We start from the raw sequence: 16,698 nt of genomic DNA, 5'->3' as shown, positions 1-16,698 counted from the left end.
GGTAGCGGGCCAACGGCATATCGGAGGTTTGAAGTGAACGAAATCATGCTTGCATCCAATCGCGTCACGCCCGTGGGCATGCAGCCGCAGGGTAATGACGACATCGACATGCCAGCGGTGTTCGGACTGTTGTCCGACCACAAGTGGCCGATCCTGATCGGCACAGCACTGTTCGCGCTGGCCAGCGTGATCTACGTCCTCTTCGCGACACCGATCTACCAGGCCACGGCGGTAATCCAGATCCAGGGCATGTCGGCGAACGTGCCCGGGCAGGAACCTGGCGTGCAGGCTGCGCAGCCCAGCCAGGCACATGCGGCAACCGAGGTTCCGCTGATGACGTCGCGCCGCGTATTGGGTGAGGCCGTGAACGATCTCGATCTCGACGTCCAGGCCAGGCCGCGGCGTTTTCCGATCATCGGCAAGCTCATTGCCGGGAGCTATCGCGGTGCGGACGGTGACAGGGCGGCTTCGTCTTGGTTCGGTCTCAGCCGCTACGGCTGGGGCGGCGAACAGCTGAAGATCGCCCAGCTCGATCTTCCCGGTGAACTGCTCGACGTTCCTCTGCTGCTCGTGGCGGGCGAGGGCAGCCGCTACACGCTGTTCGACAGCAACGGCCGTCGCCTCGTGGAAGGCCGCGTCGGCGAAACCTCGCGCGGTGAAGGCGTAACGATGCGACTGCAGCAGCTCGTTGCCAATCCCGGCACCTACTTCGATGTGCAGAAGAGCAGTCCGCTCACCGCGATCAATCGCCTTTACAGCCAGCTGGAAGCGGCGGAGCGCGGCAAGGATTCGGGCATCATCGGACTGAGCTTCAATCATCCCGACCCGATCGTTGCAGAGAAGGTGCTGGAGAAGGTCACCAAGGCCTACGTGCAGCAAAGCGTGGATCGCACGTCCGCCGAAGCCAAGAACCGCCTGCAGTTCGTCAACGAGCAGTTGCCTAAGGTCCGGGCGGAGCTCGAGCGCGCGCAGGCGGCACTGAATGAATTCCAGAGCCGCAACCAGGCGGTCGATGTATCGCAGCAGACCGGCGCAATCCTCGCCCAGACCACTGCGCTTGCCAGCAGCATCGCCCAGCTGAAGGTGCAGCAGGCCGACATCAACAGCAAGTTCACTTCGGCGCATCCCGCGGCCCGGGCGCTGATGCAGCAGATCGGCGAACTGGAGCACGAGAAGGCGAAGTTGCGAGGCCAGCTCGGCGCGATGCCGGACATCCAGCGCGGCCTGTTCCGGCTGACCCGCGACGTGGAAGTCTCCAACCAGACCTACACCAATCTCCTCAACGAAGCGCAGCAGCTCGACATCGCCCGCGCGAGCGCGATCGGCAATGCGTTCGTCGTCGACGCGCCGGCGGTCGACGTGCTCAATCCGGTGTGGCCGAAGAAGATTCCGCTGGTGCTCGGCGCCACGGCATTGGGTGCGTTCCTGATGATCGCCTGGGTCTTCGTTCGCCAGATGTTCAATCGCGGCGTGCAGGATCCTTCGGAAATCGAACGCCTCGGCCTGCCGGTCTATGCATCGATCATGCTCAGCCAGAAGGAACGCGTGGAAGCGCCGCGCCTCAATGCGCGCCAGCCGAGCAACCGTCCGAAGCTGCTCGCACTGCGTGCGCCATCCGACATGGCGATGGAAGCGCTGCGCAGCCTGCGCACCAGCCTGCACTTCGCGCGCATGGAAACGCGCAACAACCTGCTGATGATCGCTGGTCCGAGCCCGGGCGTCGGCAAGTCGTTCGTGTGTTCCAACCTCGCGGTGACGATCGCGCAGGCCGGCCAGCGCGTGCTGCTGATCGACGCGGACATGCGCCGCGGCTCGTTGCATCGCCTGCTCGGCGTGCGCGCCGAAGATGGCCTGTCCGAGCTGATTTCCGGACAGATTCCGCTGGAAGATGCGATCCGCCGCGTGGCCGGTACCGAGAACCTGTCCTTCATCTCGCGCGGCCGTATCCCGCCGAATCCGTCGGAACTGCTGATGCACGCGAACTTCGGTTCGCTGCTGCACCAGCTGGGTTCGCGCTACGACCTGGTGATCATCGATACGCCGCCGGTCCTCGCGGTGACCGACGCGGCCGTGATCGGCCAGCACGCCGGCACCAGTCTGCTCGTCGTGCGTTATGGCCAGAACCAGTCTCGTGAAATCGCGATGGCCAAGCAGCGGCTCGAGCAGAACGGCGTCGAGTTGAAGGGCGCCATCGTCAACGGCGTGCAGAAGGGAAGCGCCCGCAGTGCGGGCCACTATGTCTACAGCTACGAGGAGCCGCTGCGTGCTGCATGAGGCACGCAGCCAGGGAGAACATGGATGCAGCCGCACGTGGCCCGTGCCATGAATGCGCCACCTGTTGTCGAGGCACCGGGCCACTCGGCGGTTTCGCCGGACAAGGAAGGCGCCGTGCTCCAGCATGAGCAGATCGAGACGTCGCCGTATGCCGGGACTCCCGATCTCTCGGCGCTGGCGCGGCGGCGGGAAGGACGGATCGATACAGTCTCCGTCGCCGACCTGTTGCGCAACAGCTTCGTGTATCCGCCGCATTCGATCCTCGAAGACGTGAAGCTGGTGACGCCGGGTTTCGACGCGGATACGGACATGCGCGAAACCCCGAGTTTCCGCTTCCTGTTCCGTGAGCGCGATCGCAGCCGCCGCAAGCGCGGGTCCGATGCCGACTGGGTCGGCGCCTATCACCGGCTGCTCTGTGACGCGGTCACCGAGTCCTGCGAAGGCATGCACTCGCCCTGGCTGTTGCAGAGCGGCGGCAAGGATTCGACGACGCTGGCGATCGCCGCCGCGGAAGCCAAGCCGGAAACCGTGTGCATCACCTATCTCGGCGGCCGCGAGGAAGACGAAGTCGCCTCCGCGCGGACGATCGCAACCACGCTGGGACTGCGCCACGAATCGCTGGTCTGCGATCCCGGCCGCGCCTACGACCGCTATGTCGCGATTGCGCCGCGCATGCCGTTGCTGACGGCGGATTTCGCACTGCTGTCCTATGTCGATCTCGCCACCGAAGTTGCTACGGGCGGCGGCGACGGGGTGATGGATGGACTGGGATCGGACTGGTACTTCGGCATGGCGCTGCAAAGCCAGCAGCGCATGCTCGCCGCACTCGCGCGTGGATTGCGGCTGCCGTTCTCGCTGTCGGAATTGCCGCTGATCGATCGCAGCTTCACGTTGTGCTTCGTTCTCTCGAGCCTGGAAATGAGGCGCGTCGAACGGCTGTTCCCGGGCTCGCGCTTCAGCGATGCCGAAGTGGACGAGCTGTTCGGCCGCGAAGTCTCGCATCTTTCCAGGGCGCGCCTGGCGACGTTCCAGCAGGAACTCGAATCGGCGGAAAGCCCGAGCGAATGGCGTGCGATGGTGGCCTCGATATCCGGTGGCGCCGCGGCCTTCGCCAAGGGGTTGTACACGCTCGAAGCGATGTCGCTGCGGCCAGCGTATCCGTTCTGCAACGGGCGTCTTCGCGACTGGGTACACCAGGAGGTGCCGCGCGACCTGCTGGTCGATCCGGCCACGCGCGACAACAAGGTCCTCGTACGCCAGCACATCGCGACGCGGTTCCGTGATCTTCCCTACGTCTCGCGCAAGGGCAGCTTCCGCTTCGACCTGCGCGGCCTGGCGAAAACGCGATTCGACCAGGTGCACGCCTTCGCGGAGCAGGCGAACTCGCTGCTTCCTGGCGCGACACGCTGGCTGGAACGAAACCGCCATCGACTGGACAACAAATATCACGCCTCCAAGTTCTACTTGCTGGCCGTGATCCTGCCCTGGATAACCGCGCGAGGCGACGATGCACGCCAACTTCCATGAACCGGGAGTAGCGGCATTTCCGGGTGAGCCGCCGGCCATGCCCTTGCCAGCAACCGAGCCCGCGAGGCACGCCGGCCGGAGAATCCAGATCACGATGTCGCCTTATTACGGGCGGCCGGATTTTTCGCAATTGCTGGAAGGATTGCCGCGGCCGCTGGACCGCGTGTCGGTCGCCGACCTGTTGCGCAACGGTTTCGTGTATCCGCCGCATTCGGTCTATGAGGACGTGAAAGTCGTTACCTACGGCTTCAGTCCGATGCAGGACATGCATGAACAGCCCGAGTTCCGCTACCGCTTCCGCGACATCAACAAAAGTCGCCGGACACGGCACGAAAATCTCGACTGGGTAGGTCAGTACCACCGGCTCCTGTGCGGTGCCGTGGCACGCTCATGCAGCGACATCCGGTCGCCCTGGTTGCTGCAGAGCGGCGGCAAGGATTCCACGCCGCTGGCCATCGCGGCATCCGAAGTGCGCCCGGAAACCACCTGCATCACCTACCTGGGCGGAACGGAAGAGGATGAAGTCGCTTCAGCAAGCTACGTTGCGCGCAGGCTGGGGCTTCGCCACGAAACGCTGATCTGCGATCCTGCGCGCGCCTACGACCGGTATCTCGCGATCGTTCCGCGCATGCCGCTGCTCACGGCGGATTTCGCGTTGCTTTCCTATATCGACCTGGTCACGGAGATTTCGATTTCCGGCGGCGATGGCGTGATCGACGGCATGGGTTCGGATTCGTACTTCGGACTGTCGGTGGACCGCACCCATCGTGTTCTTTCCAGCCTGGCGCGTGGATGGAGGCTGCCGGCTTTCCTGTCGATGTTGCCGTTCGTACAGAACAGCTTCCCGCTGTGCTACCTGCTGTCGACACTGCAGATGGAACGCATCGAACGCACGTTCCCGGGTTCGCGTTTCACCGACGAGGAAGTGGACGAGTTGTTCGGACGGGACGCCTCGGTGCTTTCGCGCAAGCGGCTCGAGTTGTACCAGGACGAACTCGCGTCCGCCTACACGGTCGACGAATGGTTCGCGATCGCGATGTCGGTGGCGGGCTCCGCGGCGGGATTCGCGAAGGGATTGCTCAGCAGCAGTGCGTTGTCGATGCGGCCGGCGTACCCGTTCTGCGACAGCGACCTTCGCGACTGGGTCTACCGCGAGGTGCCGCGCGAACTGCTCGTCGATCCGATCACCCGTGCAAACAAGGTGCTGGTGCGCGACCACATCGCCACGCGGTTCGAGAAACTTCCCTATGTCTCGCGCAAGGGCAGTTTCCGGTTCGACCTGCGGGGCCTGGCGCGCACCCGGTTCGATCATGTGTACGGGCTGGCGCGCGATGTACGTCACGTGCTACCCGGTGCGGTGCGCTGGCTGGATCGCAATCGCGGCCGCCTGGACAACAAGTATCACGCCTCGAAGTTCTACCTGCTCGCGGTGGTGATGCCGTGGATCGCCCACCATGGCGGCGGGGATTGAACGCATGTCATCGGCGCGGGAGCAGCGGCGCGGCATGTTGCGCGGGCTGCTCGGATTCACCTTGCTTGGCCAGCCGATCGCTGGCGCACTGGCCAGTGCGGGCAGGCGCAGTGCCAACGTCCGCAGTTTCGGCGCGCGAGGCAACGGGCGAATCGACGATACCACTGCCTTCCAGCGGGCGATTGACAGCCTCGCGAGGGGGGGAGGCGTGGTCCGCGTTCCTGCAGGGCGCTACCTGATCGATCCGCTGCGCAGTGTCCGGATGCGCAGCCGTGTCGATCTGCGGATGGACCCCGGCGCGGAGCTGATGGCGAAGCCGAATGCAGCGCCGCGTGCCTATGTGTTGCTCGCGGAAAGGGTCACCGATGTGGCCATCTCCGGCGGCTCGATCCTGGGGGAGCGTTATGCGCACCTGGGTACGAAAGGCGAGTGGGGGCACGGCGTGATGGTCCGTGGCGCTTCGCACGTCACCCTGCGCAACGTGACCATTTCGCATTGCTGGGGCGATGGCATTTCCGTGGGCGGCTTCGCACGCAAGGGAGAGGCGGGCATCCCATCCAGCGACATCCTCATCGACAGCGTGCGTTGCCGCGGCAACCGCCGGCAAGGGCTGACGATCGGCCGCTCGCGCCGGGTGCGCGTCATCGATTCGGAGTTCAGCGACACGCATGGCACGAAGCCGGAGTACGGGATCGACATCGAACCCGATGCGCCCGGGACCGCCGACGACATCACGATCGAGCGCTGCGTGCTGCGCGGCAATCGCGGCGGCGGTATCCAGGCCTATCACCGTTCCTCGAACGTTTCGATCCGCGGATGCACGATCGAGAACAACGGCTCCGGCATCTATACCGTCGACGCCGTCAACGGGATCATCGCGGACAACACCATCGGGATGAACCGGAACGCCGGCGTCGCATTGCGTGGCCGGACCCGCGGCTTCCGCGTGGAAGCAAACCGCTTCCGGGGCAACAACACGCGCCTGAAGCTGCCGGCGGCGGCAAAACGCGCTTCGCGCGCGCATGTGAACGTGGCCGAGCACATCAGGGACAGCAATCGCGTGCTTGCGAATTCGTTCGATTGAACAGGGCGATCACGTGCCCTCGACCGCCAGCATGTGGCTCAATGATTGCTGTAGCTGACCGATGGTGTAGGGCTTGGCGATCAGCTCTTCCTGGCGGAATTCCGGCCCTATCTGTTCGGCATCGGTAGCCGAGGCGAACACGAACGGGGTATTGAGCTCGCGCAGGCGCGCTGCCACGGGGAAGACATCATCCCCATTGATGTTGATATCCAGGATTGCCGCATCGAACGGTTCGCGTTCAAGCGCCGCCATCGCCTCCGGGAGCGAGCTGGCGTGCACGACGTGGTGCCCGCTGTCGATCAGAAGGTCCTCGAGCATGAGCGCAAGCAGGGTTTCGTCCTCGACGATGAGGACGTTGTTGCTGGAAATTCGGGAATTCATCTGCAACCGCCGTTGGGGAAACCATGAGCGCGAGTTTGCACGGCGCGATGTCACGGTCGGGTTTACAGGAGATTGCCGCCGTACATGCCGCGTATCGGGCGCTTCTGCAGGACACTCGGGCGGGCTCGGTTTCCCATCACTAGTTGTGCGAGTTCCTGCATGGCAATGCTGTGCCAGGCCCATCCTACGGACCGCCAAGCAGTTCGATTTCGGCGAGGGAGGACTGACTTGCGTCGCTGGTCCCGGTAACGACAAGCCGGTACCGGCGATATCTTGCCGGAGCATCCAGCCGGAACGGCCGCGTGTATCGGGTCCACTCGAAACGTTCACCGGTGCGGCGATCCAGCACCTTCCAGTGCTTGCCGTCATCGGAGCCTTCCAGCGTCCAACCGGTCGGATGGCCACCGACGCTGCCGGAAGTGAGTGTGTACAGAGTCACGCCCGTGCGCGGCTTCTTGTCGAACGCATAGGTCACCCACATCGGGCTTGAAGCAGGGAAAACCAGTTCCGTGCGCGACGTGTTGTCGAACAGCTCGCCGCCCTTCGCGCCGGTCACGCTGACCGAGACGGAACCGCGGCCCTGGCCAGTAAGGTCGACCAGCGGGGCAGGGAGCGCATCGTCCACGGTGAGCGACGGCGGCAGGGCCGATGCATCGCGGCCCCATGCGCCAGGCTTCGACAACATCGCGAATTCGATATGCCCGCCTTCTGCCAGCACACGATGCGGAATCGCCATGCTGTTCCAGGCCTTGCCGTTCACCGTGACGCCGTCAACGTAGACGGTCGCCGCGTTGTTACCCGGCGCGCTGATCACCAGCTTGCGTCCGTTCTCCAGATGCACGGTGGCTTTGGTGAACAGTGGCGATCCGATCACCACGTTTCCGCTCCCCATCTGCAAGGGATAGAAACCGAGCGACGCAAAGATCCACCATGCCGACGACTCGCCGTTGTCCTCGTCGCCCGGATAGCCCTGGCCGATCTCCGATCCGATGTACATTCGCGCGAGTACTTCGCGCACGATCTTCTGCGTGCGCCACGGCTGGCCGGCGTAGAGATACATCCACGGCACGTGGTGCGCGACCTGGTTGGAGAAGCCCCACTGGCCCATGCGCACGTCGCGAGCTTCGACCATTTCGTGGATCACGTCGCCGTACGAACCAGGGTATCCGGCGGTTTCAGGCGTTGAAAAATAGGCATCCAGCTTGCGCGCAAGTCCTTCGCGACCGCCATACAGATTGGCCAGGCCCTGTCCGTCGTGTGGTGCGAGGAATGCGAAGCCCCAGCCGTTGGTTTCGGTGTAGTCGTGTTCATGGCCCCAGACGCGCGGGTCGTAATCCTTCGCCTTGGACTTCCACTGGCCTTGCGTGTTTCGGCCCTGGAAGAAGCCGATGGATGGATCGAACATGCGCACATAGTCGAGCGCGCGGTTGCGGTAGTAGTCGCGCTCGGCTTCCAGCCGTTCGCGCGGCAGGATCGGCTTCGTCTCCTTCGCCATCGCATCGAGCATGTTCGCGATGCCGTAATCGTTGATGTAGCCCTCCAGCGCCCACGACACGCCTTCGCCAACCGAATCGGGCGTGTAACCGATGAATGGCGCGACGTCCATGCCCTTGCGGCCGATGTTGTCGTTCGGCGGCACGACCGCGGCGTTCCTGATCATTGCGGCATAGACGGAAGCAGCATCGATTCCCTCCACGCCCTTGACGTACGCGTCGGCGAACGACGCATCCGAACTGGTTCCGGTCATCAGGTTCGCGTAGCCAGGAGAGGACCAGCGCGGCACCCATCCGCCGTCGTGATAGTGCTGCACGAAGCCGTTGACCATCTCCGCGGCATCGCGTGGCGTGAGCAACGAATACGCCGCCCATGCAGTGCGGTAGGTATCCCAGAAACCGTTGTTGACGTAGACCTTGCCATCGGCGAGCGGTGCGCCGGTTTGCGCTTCCGTTGTTCCTGCCGGGATGTCCTTGCCGGGCGTCGATTGCACGGCATGGCGCCACCGCGGTGCTTCGTTGCTGCCGACGTTTTCGTGTGCCGCGTTCGGATACAGGAACAGGCGGTAGAGATTCGAGTAGAGCGTGATGAGCTGGTCCGGCGTGGCGCCCTCGACTTCGATTACGCCGAGCTTTTCGTCCCATGCGTTCTGCGCGCGCTCGCGCACTTCGTCGAACGTGTCGTGCTCGGCAATTTCCAGTGCAAGGTTGCGCTTTGCCTGGTCGATGCTGATCAGCGAAGTCGCGATACGCATGCCGACGCTGCGCTGTTTGCCCGCGTCGAAGCGAAAATAGCCAGGCACATTGACCCGCTTCGCGCCTTTCTCGCCATCGGTCGCTACCAGCGTGCCGCTGGCGATGACCGGCCGGTCGAATTTCGCGTAGACGAACATGCGGCCTGCGCCATTGGATAGCCCGCTGCGCGTATCGGTGTAGCCGGTGAGCTCGCCGGTCTCCGACGAAAGGGTCAGGCTGCCGCGATCGTCGGCGTTGTCGAAGATCAGGTTCGCGTCCTCGCCCGGGAAGGTGAAGCGGAACATCGCTGCGTGGTCGGCCGGCGCGATCTCGGCCACGATGCCGTTGTCCAGCTCGACGCGGTAATGATGGGGGCGCGCGATCTCGTTCTCGTGCCGGAACGGCACGGCCCGGTCTTCGCGATTTGGACTCGGAACGCCGCTGGCGATCGATGGCATGACCTGGAAGGTCTGGCGATCGCCCATCCACGGGCTGGTTTCATGCGTCAGGGTCAGCGCCTGCAGCCGCGGAAGGTTCTGCGCATCGTCGCGCTTGGCGTATTCGTAGAACCAGCTCAGCGAACCCGCATCGGTGGCCGGAGCCCAGAAGTTGAAGCCGTGCGGCATCGCAGTGGCCGGGATGTTGTTGCCGCGCGAAAACGCGCCACTGGAATTCGTACCACGCGTGGTCAGTACGTGGTCGCTGGGCCGCTTTGCCGGTGTGGCTACCGGCGCTTCGGCGATGCGGATGTCGTCCAGCCAGCCGCGGAAAGTCGCGCGTCCGAACGGCGCCTGGTAGCCGAGCAGGATGCGATCGACCACCTTGCCCGCGGCGACGTCACCGATGCGCGCCTGCTTGTGGTTCCATTGCTGGGTGTAGAGCGATTTCGAATCGCCTTGGCCGCGCGGAGACAGCGCGAAACCGTGCTGGTCGCGCGCGCCGAGTTCGGACAGCCGGGTACCGTCGGTAAACAGCAGGTCGACGGCAACGAATGTGCTCGGATATCGCAGGTCATCATCGATGAATTGCGGGAAGACGCGATAGGACAACTCGGTAGCGGCAGTGACCGGGATCGACACGTCGAACAGTTCGTTGAAGGCGTATCCACCCTCGCTGCCGGACACCGCACCGGAATATTCCAGCGAATGCACGCTGGTGAAGCCCACGTGCGTCCGGGCCGTGTACGTTTCGTCGGGGCCGTCCGCGACACGGACGGCCATGCTCGCTCCTTCGGCGCGTGCGCTCGCGGTCTCGGCGAGTTGGGGCTCGCCTGTTTCGAACGACGACCAGAACAGCCCGGGCAAGGGCGCTGCAGTGCCATCCGGTACGCGGGGCTGCGTGATGGTGCATCCCAATAGCGCAGTGATGGCCGTGGTGGTGATGGCCTGGAACCACCAGCGGGAACCGTGGGACGGCTTGGAAAGCATGGCCATTGGATTTTCCGTCTGCGCAGCGTGGAAGGTCAGCGCGTTGTGGACTTCAGGGATACTCGATGCCGCCTTCGCGGCAGGACGAGCAACAACGGATTACTTCACGCTTCCTGCGCTCACCAAAGAGCGCAGGACAGCGATTCGCATCTTCCTCAACGACCCTGGCGCAAAACACGCAGCACGTCGTGGCATGCGCCCATCGTGTGGTAGTCGGTCTTGCCGGCAGGACTCTTCTCGTCGTCGTACTTGTGGTTCTGGCGATCGAGAATGCGATACCACGCGCCGTACCGGTGGTCGACCATGTGCTTCCACGCGTAGTCCCAGATGCGCTCGTACCATTCCCAGTACCGCGCATCGGCGGTCGATGCGGCAAGACGCGCGGCGGTGGCGAGCGATTCGGCCTGTACCCAGAAATACTTGTCGTCGTCGCAGATGAAATTCCTGCCATCGGGCAGCGACGGGCCCTTGATGTCCTTGCGCAGGCTCTCCGGTGCGAAACCGTACACCAGGCCGCCGAATTCGTTATCCCACGATGCATCGACGGCACGGTCGAAGAGTTCGCGCGCACGCGGCACCAGCCAGTCCACCGGCGAACCTTCCGCCTGCAGGTGGCCATCGAGGATCAGCAGCAGCTTCGCCCATTCGGTCTGGTGGCCGGGCTGGAAACCCCACGGACGGAACAGGTGCTTCGGGTCGTCGCGGTGGTAGTCGGTGTCGACCTGCCAGAGGCGATCGTAGTGTTCCCACACCAGTCCGTCGCACTGCGCGGCCTGGCGGCGCGTCATGTTGTCGGCCAGTTGTAGGGCGCGTTCGAGATAGCGCGCCTCGCCACTGGCTTCGAACGCGGCGAGCATCGCTTCGCACATGTGCATGTTGGCGTTCTGGCCGCGGTAATCGGTGAACTCCCATTCGCGCGTGGCTTCGTCGCGGTAGAGGCCGAACTGCGGTTCCCAGTAATGCGTTTCGAGCAGGTCCCAGTGCTCGTCCATCCACGGGCGCGCCTCCTCGATGCCGGCACTCACGGCGATGGAGTAGGCGAGCAGGACGAACGCCGCACCGTAGCAGTGCTGCATCGTGTCTTCGGGTTCGCCATTGCGCAGCGTCCAGAAGTAGCCGCCGGACACCGGGTCGTGGTGCTTCTCGCGCAGGAAGCGCAGGCCGTGGCGCGCGGCTTCGATGTATTCCTCGCGCAGCTTCGCGTCTTCCTCGCCGAACTCGTTCGCCGCCGTCGCGTAGTTGAAGACGAAGCGCGTGCTGCTGACCAGGTGGCGATGGCTGGCGTCGTACACGCTGCCGTCGTCCTTGAAGTAGTGGAAGAAGCCGCCCGCAGGGTCGATGCAGCGCGGATGGTAGAAGGCCATCGTCTTGCGGATGTGGTCGCGCAGGAAGTCCGGGCTGCGGAAGTCAGGGGTGGAGGGCGATGCAGTCGTGGTCATGGTCGGCCTGTGATCAATGTGCCGCGGTGGCGGCGAGCCCGTGTGCAACGGCGGACGTCCGCCGATCAAGACAGGGAGGGCGGCTACCCGCAACGGCGGTCTGGGCCGACTTGCGATGGCTGTCGCCAGATCCTGGTGGCCCATTTAAATCGATCTAAAAGCGTCTGCAAAGCCTTTTTGGCTGTTCCCGTCATCGGAGGCCATCGCGCGCGATGCAGTGCGCGTGTAGGTTCGCAGCGTTATGGCTTGTGCGAGGCACGACGTGCTGCGCTGCAGCACGTCCGGAGAACTGGCTCTCTCAGTGCCATAGCCTGTCGGATGGGACTTCGCCCGGCTCTTTGCTTTCGTGCGAATAGTTCAGCTTCAACTCGCGGCCGCCTCCGCCCTGGAAATAGTCGAGTTCGATCCGGTGCAGGCCGGCGGCGAGCGCCGTGCTGCCATACGACTCGCCCGGGCTACGCGGCCCGTCGCGCTCGACGACGATCTCGCCGTCGATGCGCAGCACGGCCCCGTCGTCGCTGTTGAGAGCGAAGCGGTAGACGCCGTCGGCCGGCACGCGCAGGTACCCGGCGAAACGCAGTCCGAACGCTTCGGCGCGTGCCTGCGATGGGATCGCGACGGTTGAAGCGATGTCGCTGGCCACGGCGGGCAGCTTCGCCAATTCGGCAACCACGGCCACACTGCCTTCGTGATAGGTGCGTTGCAGTCCGGGCTGCAGCTTGCGCGCGTCGAGCCTTGTCGCCGGATGCAGCGTCGCCTGGCGGAAATTCGCACTGGCTACGACGTTCGCGCGGCCGTCGGGGAGGAACGCGCGGGCATTGACCTGCGTCCCGTCCGGAACCAGCGCAAGTTCGACCGGGCCGGCGTATCGCGGCGATTGTGCGGTCGGCTCGCTGCCGTCAATCGTGTAACGGATCGTCGCGCCCGTCACGGGCGTGGACAGCGACAACGTCGCCTTCGATTGCAGGCTCAACACGTCGGCTTCGAGGCCCTCTACGTCCGGAATGCGATAGCCCACGTGCAGCCGATCCAGCGCAGGCAGCTGCGCACCCATGCGCCGCTGGAAACCGTTCCAGTCGCGCGCGGCGCGCGGCGACCACAGCACGTCGGCGATGGCGAGCGCGCGTGGCCACAGCTTGGCCTCGGCCTGTTCGATGCGCGGGAGGTATTCGGTCCACAGGTTGCCCTGGCCGCCCAGGATGTGCCGCGCCTGCCCGGGTGTCAGCGAGGGCGGTACCGGTTCGAATGCGTATACCTGCTTCAGCGGCAGGTAGCCGACCATGCAGTCCGGTTCGCGCGGCGGCTTGCCTTCGCAGTAATCGAGGTAGGCATGATCGACGGGCGACATCACCACGTCGTGGCCCAGCTGCGCGGCCTTGATGCCGCCGGACATGCCGCGCCACGACATCACCGTCGCGGTGCGCGACGGCGTGCCGTCGAGGATCTCGTCCCAGCCGATGATTAGGCGCCCCTTTGCATTGACGAATTGCTCCACGCGGCGAAGGAACCAGCCTTGCAGCGCGTGTTCGTCCTTGAGCTTTTCGCGGCGGATGATCTCTTGCGCGAGCGCGCTCTGTTCCCAGCGGATGGTCGGCGCTTCGTCACCACCAAGATGGATGTAGCGCGACGGAAAGACTTCCATCACTTCCGTCAGGACGCCGGTGACGAATTCGAACGTCTGCTCGCTTGGACAGAGAATGTCGTCGGCGACGCCCCAGGTCGTGCGCACTTCGAACGGGCCCGGCGTGCAGCCCAGTTCCGGATACGCCGCCAGCGCGGCGACCATGTGGCCGGGCATGTCGATCTCGGGAATGACGGTGATGTGGCGTTGCCGGGCGTATTCGACGATCTCGCGCGCCTGCGCCTGGGTGTAGAAGCCGCCATAACGCTTGCCGTCGCCGACATAGGGATCGAAGTGGCGGTCCACCATGGTTTCGCGGCGCCAGGCCGAGATCGACGTCAGCTTCGGAAAGCGCTTGATTTCCAGGCGCCAGCCCTGGTCGTCGCTCAGGTGCCAGTGCAGGGTGTTGAACTTGTAGCGCGCCATCAAGTCGATCTGGCGCTTGATGAAGTCCAGCGGATACATGTGCCGCGCGACGTCCAGCATCAGGCCGCGATAACCGAAGCGCGGTGCGTCATCGATGCGCAGCGCGGGAATGCCGGCCTCGCGGCTGCCCGGCGGAACGAGCTGGCGCAAGGTCTGCAATCCGTAGAACAGGCCGGCTGTGGTTGGAGCGCTCAAGCGGATGCCCCCTGCATCGATCTGCAGGACATACGACTCCGGATTGGCATCGGGGGACTTCACCAGTTCGAGGCGCACCGCTGCCGCCTTACGCGAAGCCGGAGCGATGGCCACGGCAACCTTGCCATCCCACGCACTGCGCAGGATGCCGGCAGCCTGCGAAGCCAGTTCGCGCAGTTCCGCATCGCCCGGGTCGGAAATGGTCACGACGATGGACGAGGCAGGCACGTACCTGCCCGGCAATGCCTGTATCGATGAAGGCACGGGAAGAAGGTCGTCGGTGAGAGCCTGGTCCGTCCCTTCAGTGGCAAGAGCCGGCGGCGCGAAGATCATCGCCGCCACCAGCACGGCCCATCGTGTTGCATGCTGCATCAATTGGTTCCTCGCATTGTGTAGCGGTCAGTAGCGATCACTTCGTGCGACAGCCGGAAAAATACGAAGTGGGGTGGAAGCAACGCCCAGGATCTGGATTGCTGTTGTGGCTGCTGTAAGCGGGCGCGGCGAACGGTGCGGTAATCGGCTGCGGCGTCCTGCAGAACCTGGCCTGTCGCTGGCTTCCAAGCAGCCATTGGCCAACGGTCCAGCCGCACTGGAACGAGCTGACCCTATACTGCGGATGAGCCGCGGCAATTGCGTGCCGGGGCAGCGCCACACATGGAAGCCATGCCCGTCCAGAGCATCCACAATCGCCGGCTGTACCAGCAGATCGCCGACCAGTTGCGTACCCTGATCGAGCGCGGCGAATACCCGCCGGGCAGCTACCTGCCGGCCGAGCGTGAACTTTCCCAGCAATTCGGCGTCAGCCGCACGTCGCTGCGGGAAGCGCTGATCGCACTTGAAGTGGTGGGATTGGTGAAGGTGCGCGTCGGCGACGGAGTGATGGTCGTGGGCAAGCCTCCTGTCGCTGCCTCCGCCAATCCGCCTGACCTGGAAATGCCGTGGGAACTCGACCCGGAACTCGATGCCGGCCCGGCCGACTTCGACGCGGAAGTGCCGCCGTTTTCGCTGCTGCAGGCACGGCGCCTGGTTGAACCGGAAGCAGCCGCGCTGGCGGCGGAGAACGCCAGCGACGAGCAACTCGCGGGCATCCGCGAAGCCCTCATGCACAACATCGACGACAACCGCAACGGTTCCACGACGCACCCGGGCGACCGGCTGCTGCACGTGCGCATCGCCGATGCCAGCGGCAACCCGGCCTATGGCCTGCTCATACGGCACCTGCTGGGACACAAGTACGGCACGCTGTTCCAGCGCCTGCAAAACCTCTACACGACCAAGGACATGCCGCGCCGCTCCGAGCGCGAACACGAAGCCATCGTGGAAGCGATCTGCGCACGAAATCCGGCAGCCGCGCGCAAGGCGATGCGCGCGCACCTTGATTCGGTCATCCGGATTTTTTCCCGCACGCGACCGTAGGCCGGCCAGGGCGCGTTGATAGCGTCCGGTACTCAACCGACGACTGGCCAACGCTCGGCAACCCATTCAACCGCGCCAGAGCACATGGGGACCGATGTCGTGCACGTCGCGCGTTCCGGTGAGCGCCATGCTGACATCGAGCTCCTTGCGGATCAGCTCGAGTGCAACGGTCACGCCGCGTCCACCCATGGCGCCCAGTCCATACAGGAAAGCCTTGCCGATCATCGTGGCGCGCGCACCCAGCGCCATTGCCTTGACCACGTCCTGGCCGCTGCGCACGCCGCTGTCGAGCCACACTTCGCAACGATCGCCGATGGCGTCGGCTACATAAGGCAATGCGGCAATGGAAGAGGGCGCGCCATCGAGCTGGCGGCCGCCGTGGTTGGAAACCACAACGGCATCGGCGCCCGCATCGACGGCCAGGCGCGCATCTTCCGCGTCGAGGATGCCCTTTACGATGAGCTTGCCGGGCCATAGCGAGCGCACCCATGCCACGTCATTCCAGCTCAGCGTGGGGTCGAACTGGCTGGCAATCCATTGCGAGAGCGTGGTCAGCCCGCCGCTGCCCTTGGGCAACGCATCGGTGAGGTTGCCGAAGCCCTTGTGCGGGGTGCGCAGCATGCCGAACGCCCATCGTGGTTTGCACGCGATGTCGAGCAGGTTGCCGAGCGTAAGCCTCGGCGGCACCGTGAGTCCGTTCTTGACGTCGCGATGACGCTGGCCCTGGATCTGGAGATCGGCCGTCAGCATCAGTGCCGGACATTGCGCGGCCTTCGCACGCTCGATCAGCGATGCGGCGAAGCCGCGATCGCGCATCACGTACAACTGGAACCAGAACGGTTCCATTACCGCTGCGCGCACGGCTTCGATCGAACAGATCGACATCGTGCTCAGCGTGAACGGCACGCCGAACGCCTGCGCAGCGTGCGCAGCGAGGATTTCTCCGTTCGGATGCATGATGCCGGTCAGCCCCGTCGGCGCGAGCGCGACCGGCATCGTGACGGGCTGCCCCAGCATCGTCGTCTTCAACGAACGATTGTCGACGTCGATCATCACGCGCTGCCGCAGCTTCAGCGCATCCAGGTCGGCGCGATTGGCGCGGATGGTGGTTTCGTCGTACGAGCCGCGGTCGACGTAGTCGAAGATGGCGCGCGGAGCGCGACGCATCGCGAGCTGGCGCAGGTCTTCGATGTTGGTGATCGCTGGCAT

General features: G+C 64.5%; 10 protein-coding genes. 5 read left to right on the top strand and 5 right to left on the bottom strand.

Annotated elements, in window-relative coordinates; all coding sequences use genetic code 11:
• Positions 1 to 33 precede the first annotated feature (33 nt).
• From ASD14_RS07585 to ASD14_RS07570, 4 genes are all read left to right on the top strand, one after another.
• Entirely contained in the window at positions 34 to 2,274 is a 2,241-nt protein-coding gene (locus tag ASD14_RS07585) for a polysaccharide biosynthesis tyrosine autokinase (RefSeq protein WP_343123456.1), read from the top strand.
• A gap of 24 nt (positions 2,275 to 2,298) precedes the next feature.
• Positions 2,299 to 3,801, top strand: coding sequence for an asparagine synthase-related protein (locus ASD14_RS07580; RefSeq protein WP_056131201.1), 1,503 nt, complete (start codon positions 2,299 to 2,301; stop codon positions 3,799 to 3,801).
• A 94-nt stretch (positions 3,802 to 3,895) separates the two neighbouring features.
• On the top strand, positions 3,896 to 5,272 hold the full coding sequence (locus ASD14_RS07575; RefSeq protein ID WP_056131200.1) for an asparagine synthase-related protein: 1,377 nt from the start codon (positions 3,896 to 3,898) through the stop codon (positions 5,270 to 5,272).
• A 4-nt stretch (positions 5,273 to 5,276) separates the two neighbouring features.
• Positions 5,277 to 6,356 (top strand): right-handed parallel beta-helix repeat-containing protein, encoded by a 1,080-nt coding sequence (locus ASD14_RS07570; protein ID WP_162247685.1) that lies wholly within the window; start codon positions 5,277 to 5,279, stop codon positions 6,354 to 6,356.
• Between the two features lie 9 nt (positions 6,357 to 6,365).
• On the opposite strand, the gene ASD14_RS16215 is transcribed toward ASD14_RS07570, so the two are convergent.
• The 4 genes from ASD14_RS16215 to ASD14_RS07550 form a co-directional block, all read right to left on the bottom strand.
• Positions 6,366 to 6,737 (bottom strand): response regulator, encoded by a 372-nt coding sequence (locus tag ASD14_RS16215; RefSeq protein WP_056131194.1) that lies wholly within the window; start codon positions 6,735 to 6,737, stop codon positions 6,366 to 6,368.
• A gap of 184 nt (positions 6,738 to 6,921) precedes the next feature.
• Complete coding sequence (locus tag ASD14_RS07560) at positions 6,922 to 10,398, bottom strand: GH92 family glycosyl hydrolase (RefSeq protein WP_056131190.1); 3,477 nt, start codon at positions 10,396 to 10,398, stop codon at positions 6,922 to 6,924.
• Positions 10,399 to 10,547: 149 nt separating this feature from the next.
• Complete coding sequence (locus tag ASD14_RS07555) at positions 10,548 to 11,831, bottom strand: AGE family epimerase/isomerase (RefSeq protein WP_056131186.1); 1,284 nt, start codon at positions 11,829 to 11,831, stop codon at positions 10,548 to 10,550.
• Positions 11,832 to 12,129: 298 nt separating this feature from the next.
• Positions 12,130 to 14,445, bottom strand: coding sequence for a family 20 glycosylhydrolase (locus ASD14_RS07550; protein WP_056131183.1), 2,316 nt, complete (start codon positions 14,443 to 14,445; stop codon positions 12,130 to 12,132).
• 291 nt (positions 14,446 to 14,736) lie between these two features.
• Between ASD14_RS07550 and ASD14_RS07545 the strand changes: the two genes are divergently transcribed.
• Positions 14,737 to 15,489: a FadR/GntR family transcriptional regulator gene (locus ASD14_RS07545; protein ID WP_056132284.1), complete on the top strand. Its 753-nt coding sequence runs from the start codon at positions 14,737 to 14,739 to the stop codon at positions 15,487 to 15,489.
• A 66-nt stretch (positions 15,490 to 15,555) separates the two neighbouring features.
• Here the strand turns inward: ASD14_RS07545 and ASD14_RS07540 are convergent, their stop codons facing one another.
• On the bottom strand, positions 15,556 to 16,698 hold the full coding sequence (locus tag ASD14_RS07540) for an alpha-hydroxy acid oxidase (protein WP_056132279.1): 1,143 nt from the start codon (positions 16,696 to 16,698) through the stop codon (positions 15,556 to 15,558).

This window comes from Lysobacter sp. Root494 (assembly GCF_001427225.1).
In the GTDB taxonomy this organism is placed as follows: domain Bacteria; phylum Pseudomonadota; class Gammaproteobacteria; order Xanthomonadales; family Xanthomonadaceae; genus Agrilutibacter.
Note: the sequence above shows the minus strand (reverse complement) of the source record. Positions and strands in the feature narration are given on the sequence as shown.

Coding starts and splice junctions, on each gene's coding strand:
- ASD14_RS07550 (WP_056131183.1), bottom strand. CDS start 14,445: ATGCAGCATGCAACACGATGGGCCGTGCTGGTGGCGGCGATGATCTTC.
- ASD14_RS07560 (WP_056131190.1), bottom strand. CDS start 10,398: ATGGCCATGCTTTCCAAGCCGTCCCACGGTTCCCGCTGGTGGTTCCAG.
- ASD14_RS07570 (WP_162247685.1), top strand. CDS start 5,277: ATGTCATCGGCGCGGGAGCAGCGGCGCGGCATGTTGCGCGGGCTGCTC.
- ASD14_RS07540 (WP_056132279.1), bottom strand. CDS start 16,698: ATGCCAGCGATCACCAACATCGAAGACCTGCGCCAGCTCGCGATGCGT.
- ASD14_RS16215 (WP_056131194.1), bottom strand. CDS start 6,737: ATGAATTCCCGAATTTCCAGCAACAACGTCCTCATCGTCGAGGACGAA.
- ASD14_RS07555 (WP_056131186.1), bottom strand. CDS start 11,831: ATGACCACGACTGCATCGCCCTCCACCCCTGACTTCCGCAGCCCGGAC.
- ASD14_RS07575 (WP_056131200.1), top strand. CDS start 3,896: ATGTCGCCTTATTACGGGCGGCCGGATTTTTCGCAATTGCTGGAAGGA.
- ASD14_RS07580 (WP_056131201.1), top strand. CDS start 2,299: ATGCAGCCGCACGTGGCCCGTGCCATGAATGCGCCACCTGTTGTCGAG.
- ASD14_RS07545 (WP_056132284.1), top strand. CDS start 14,737: ATGCCCGTCCAGAGCATCCACAATCGCCGGCTGTACCAGCAGATCGCC.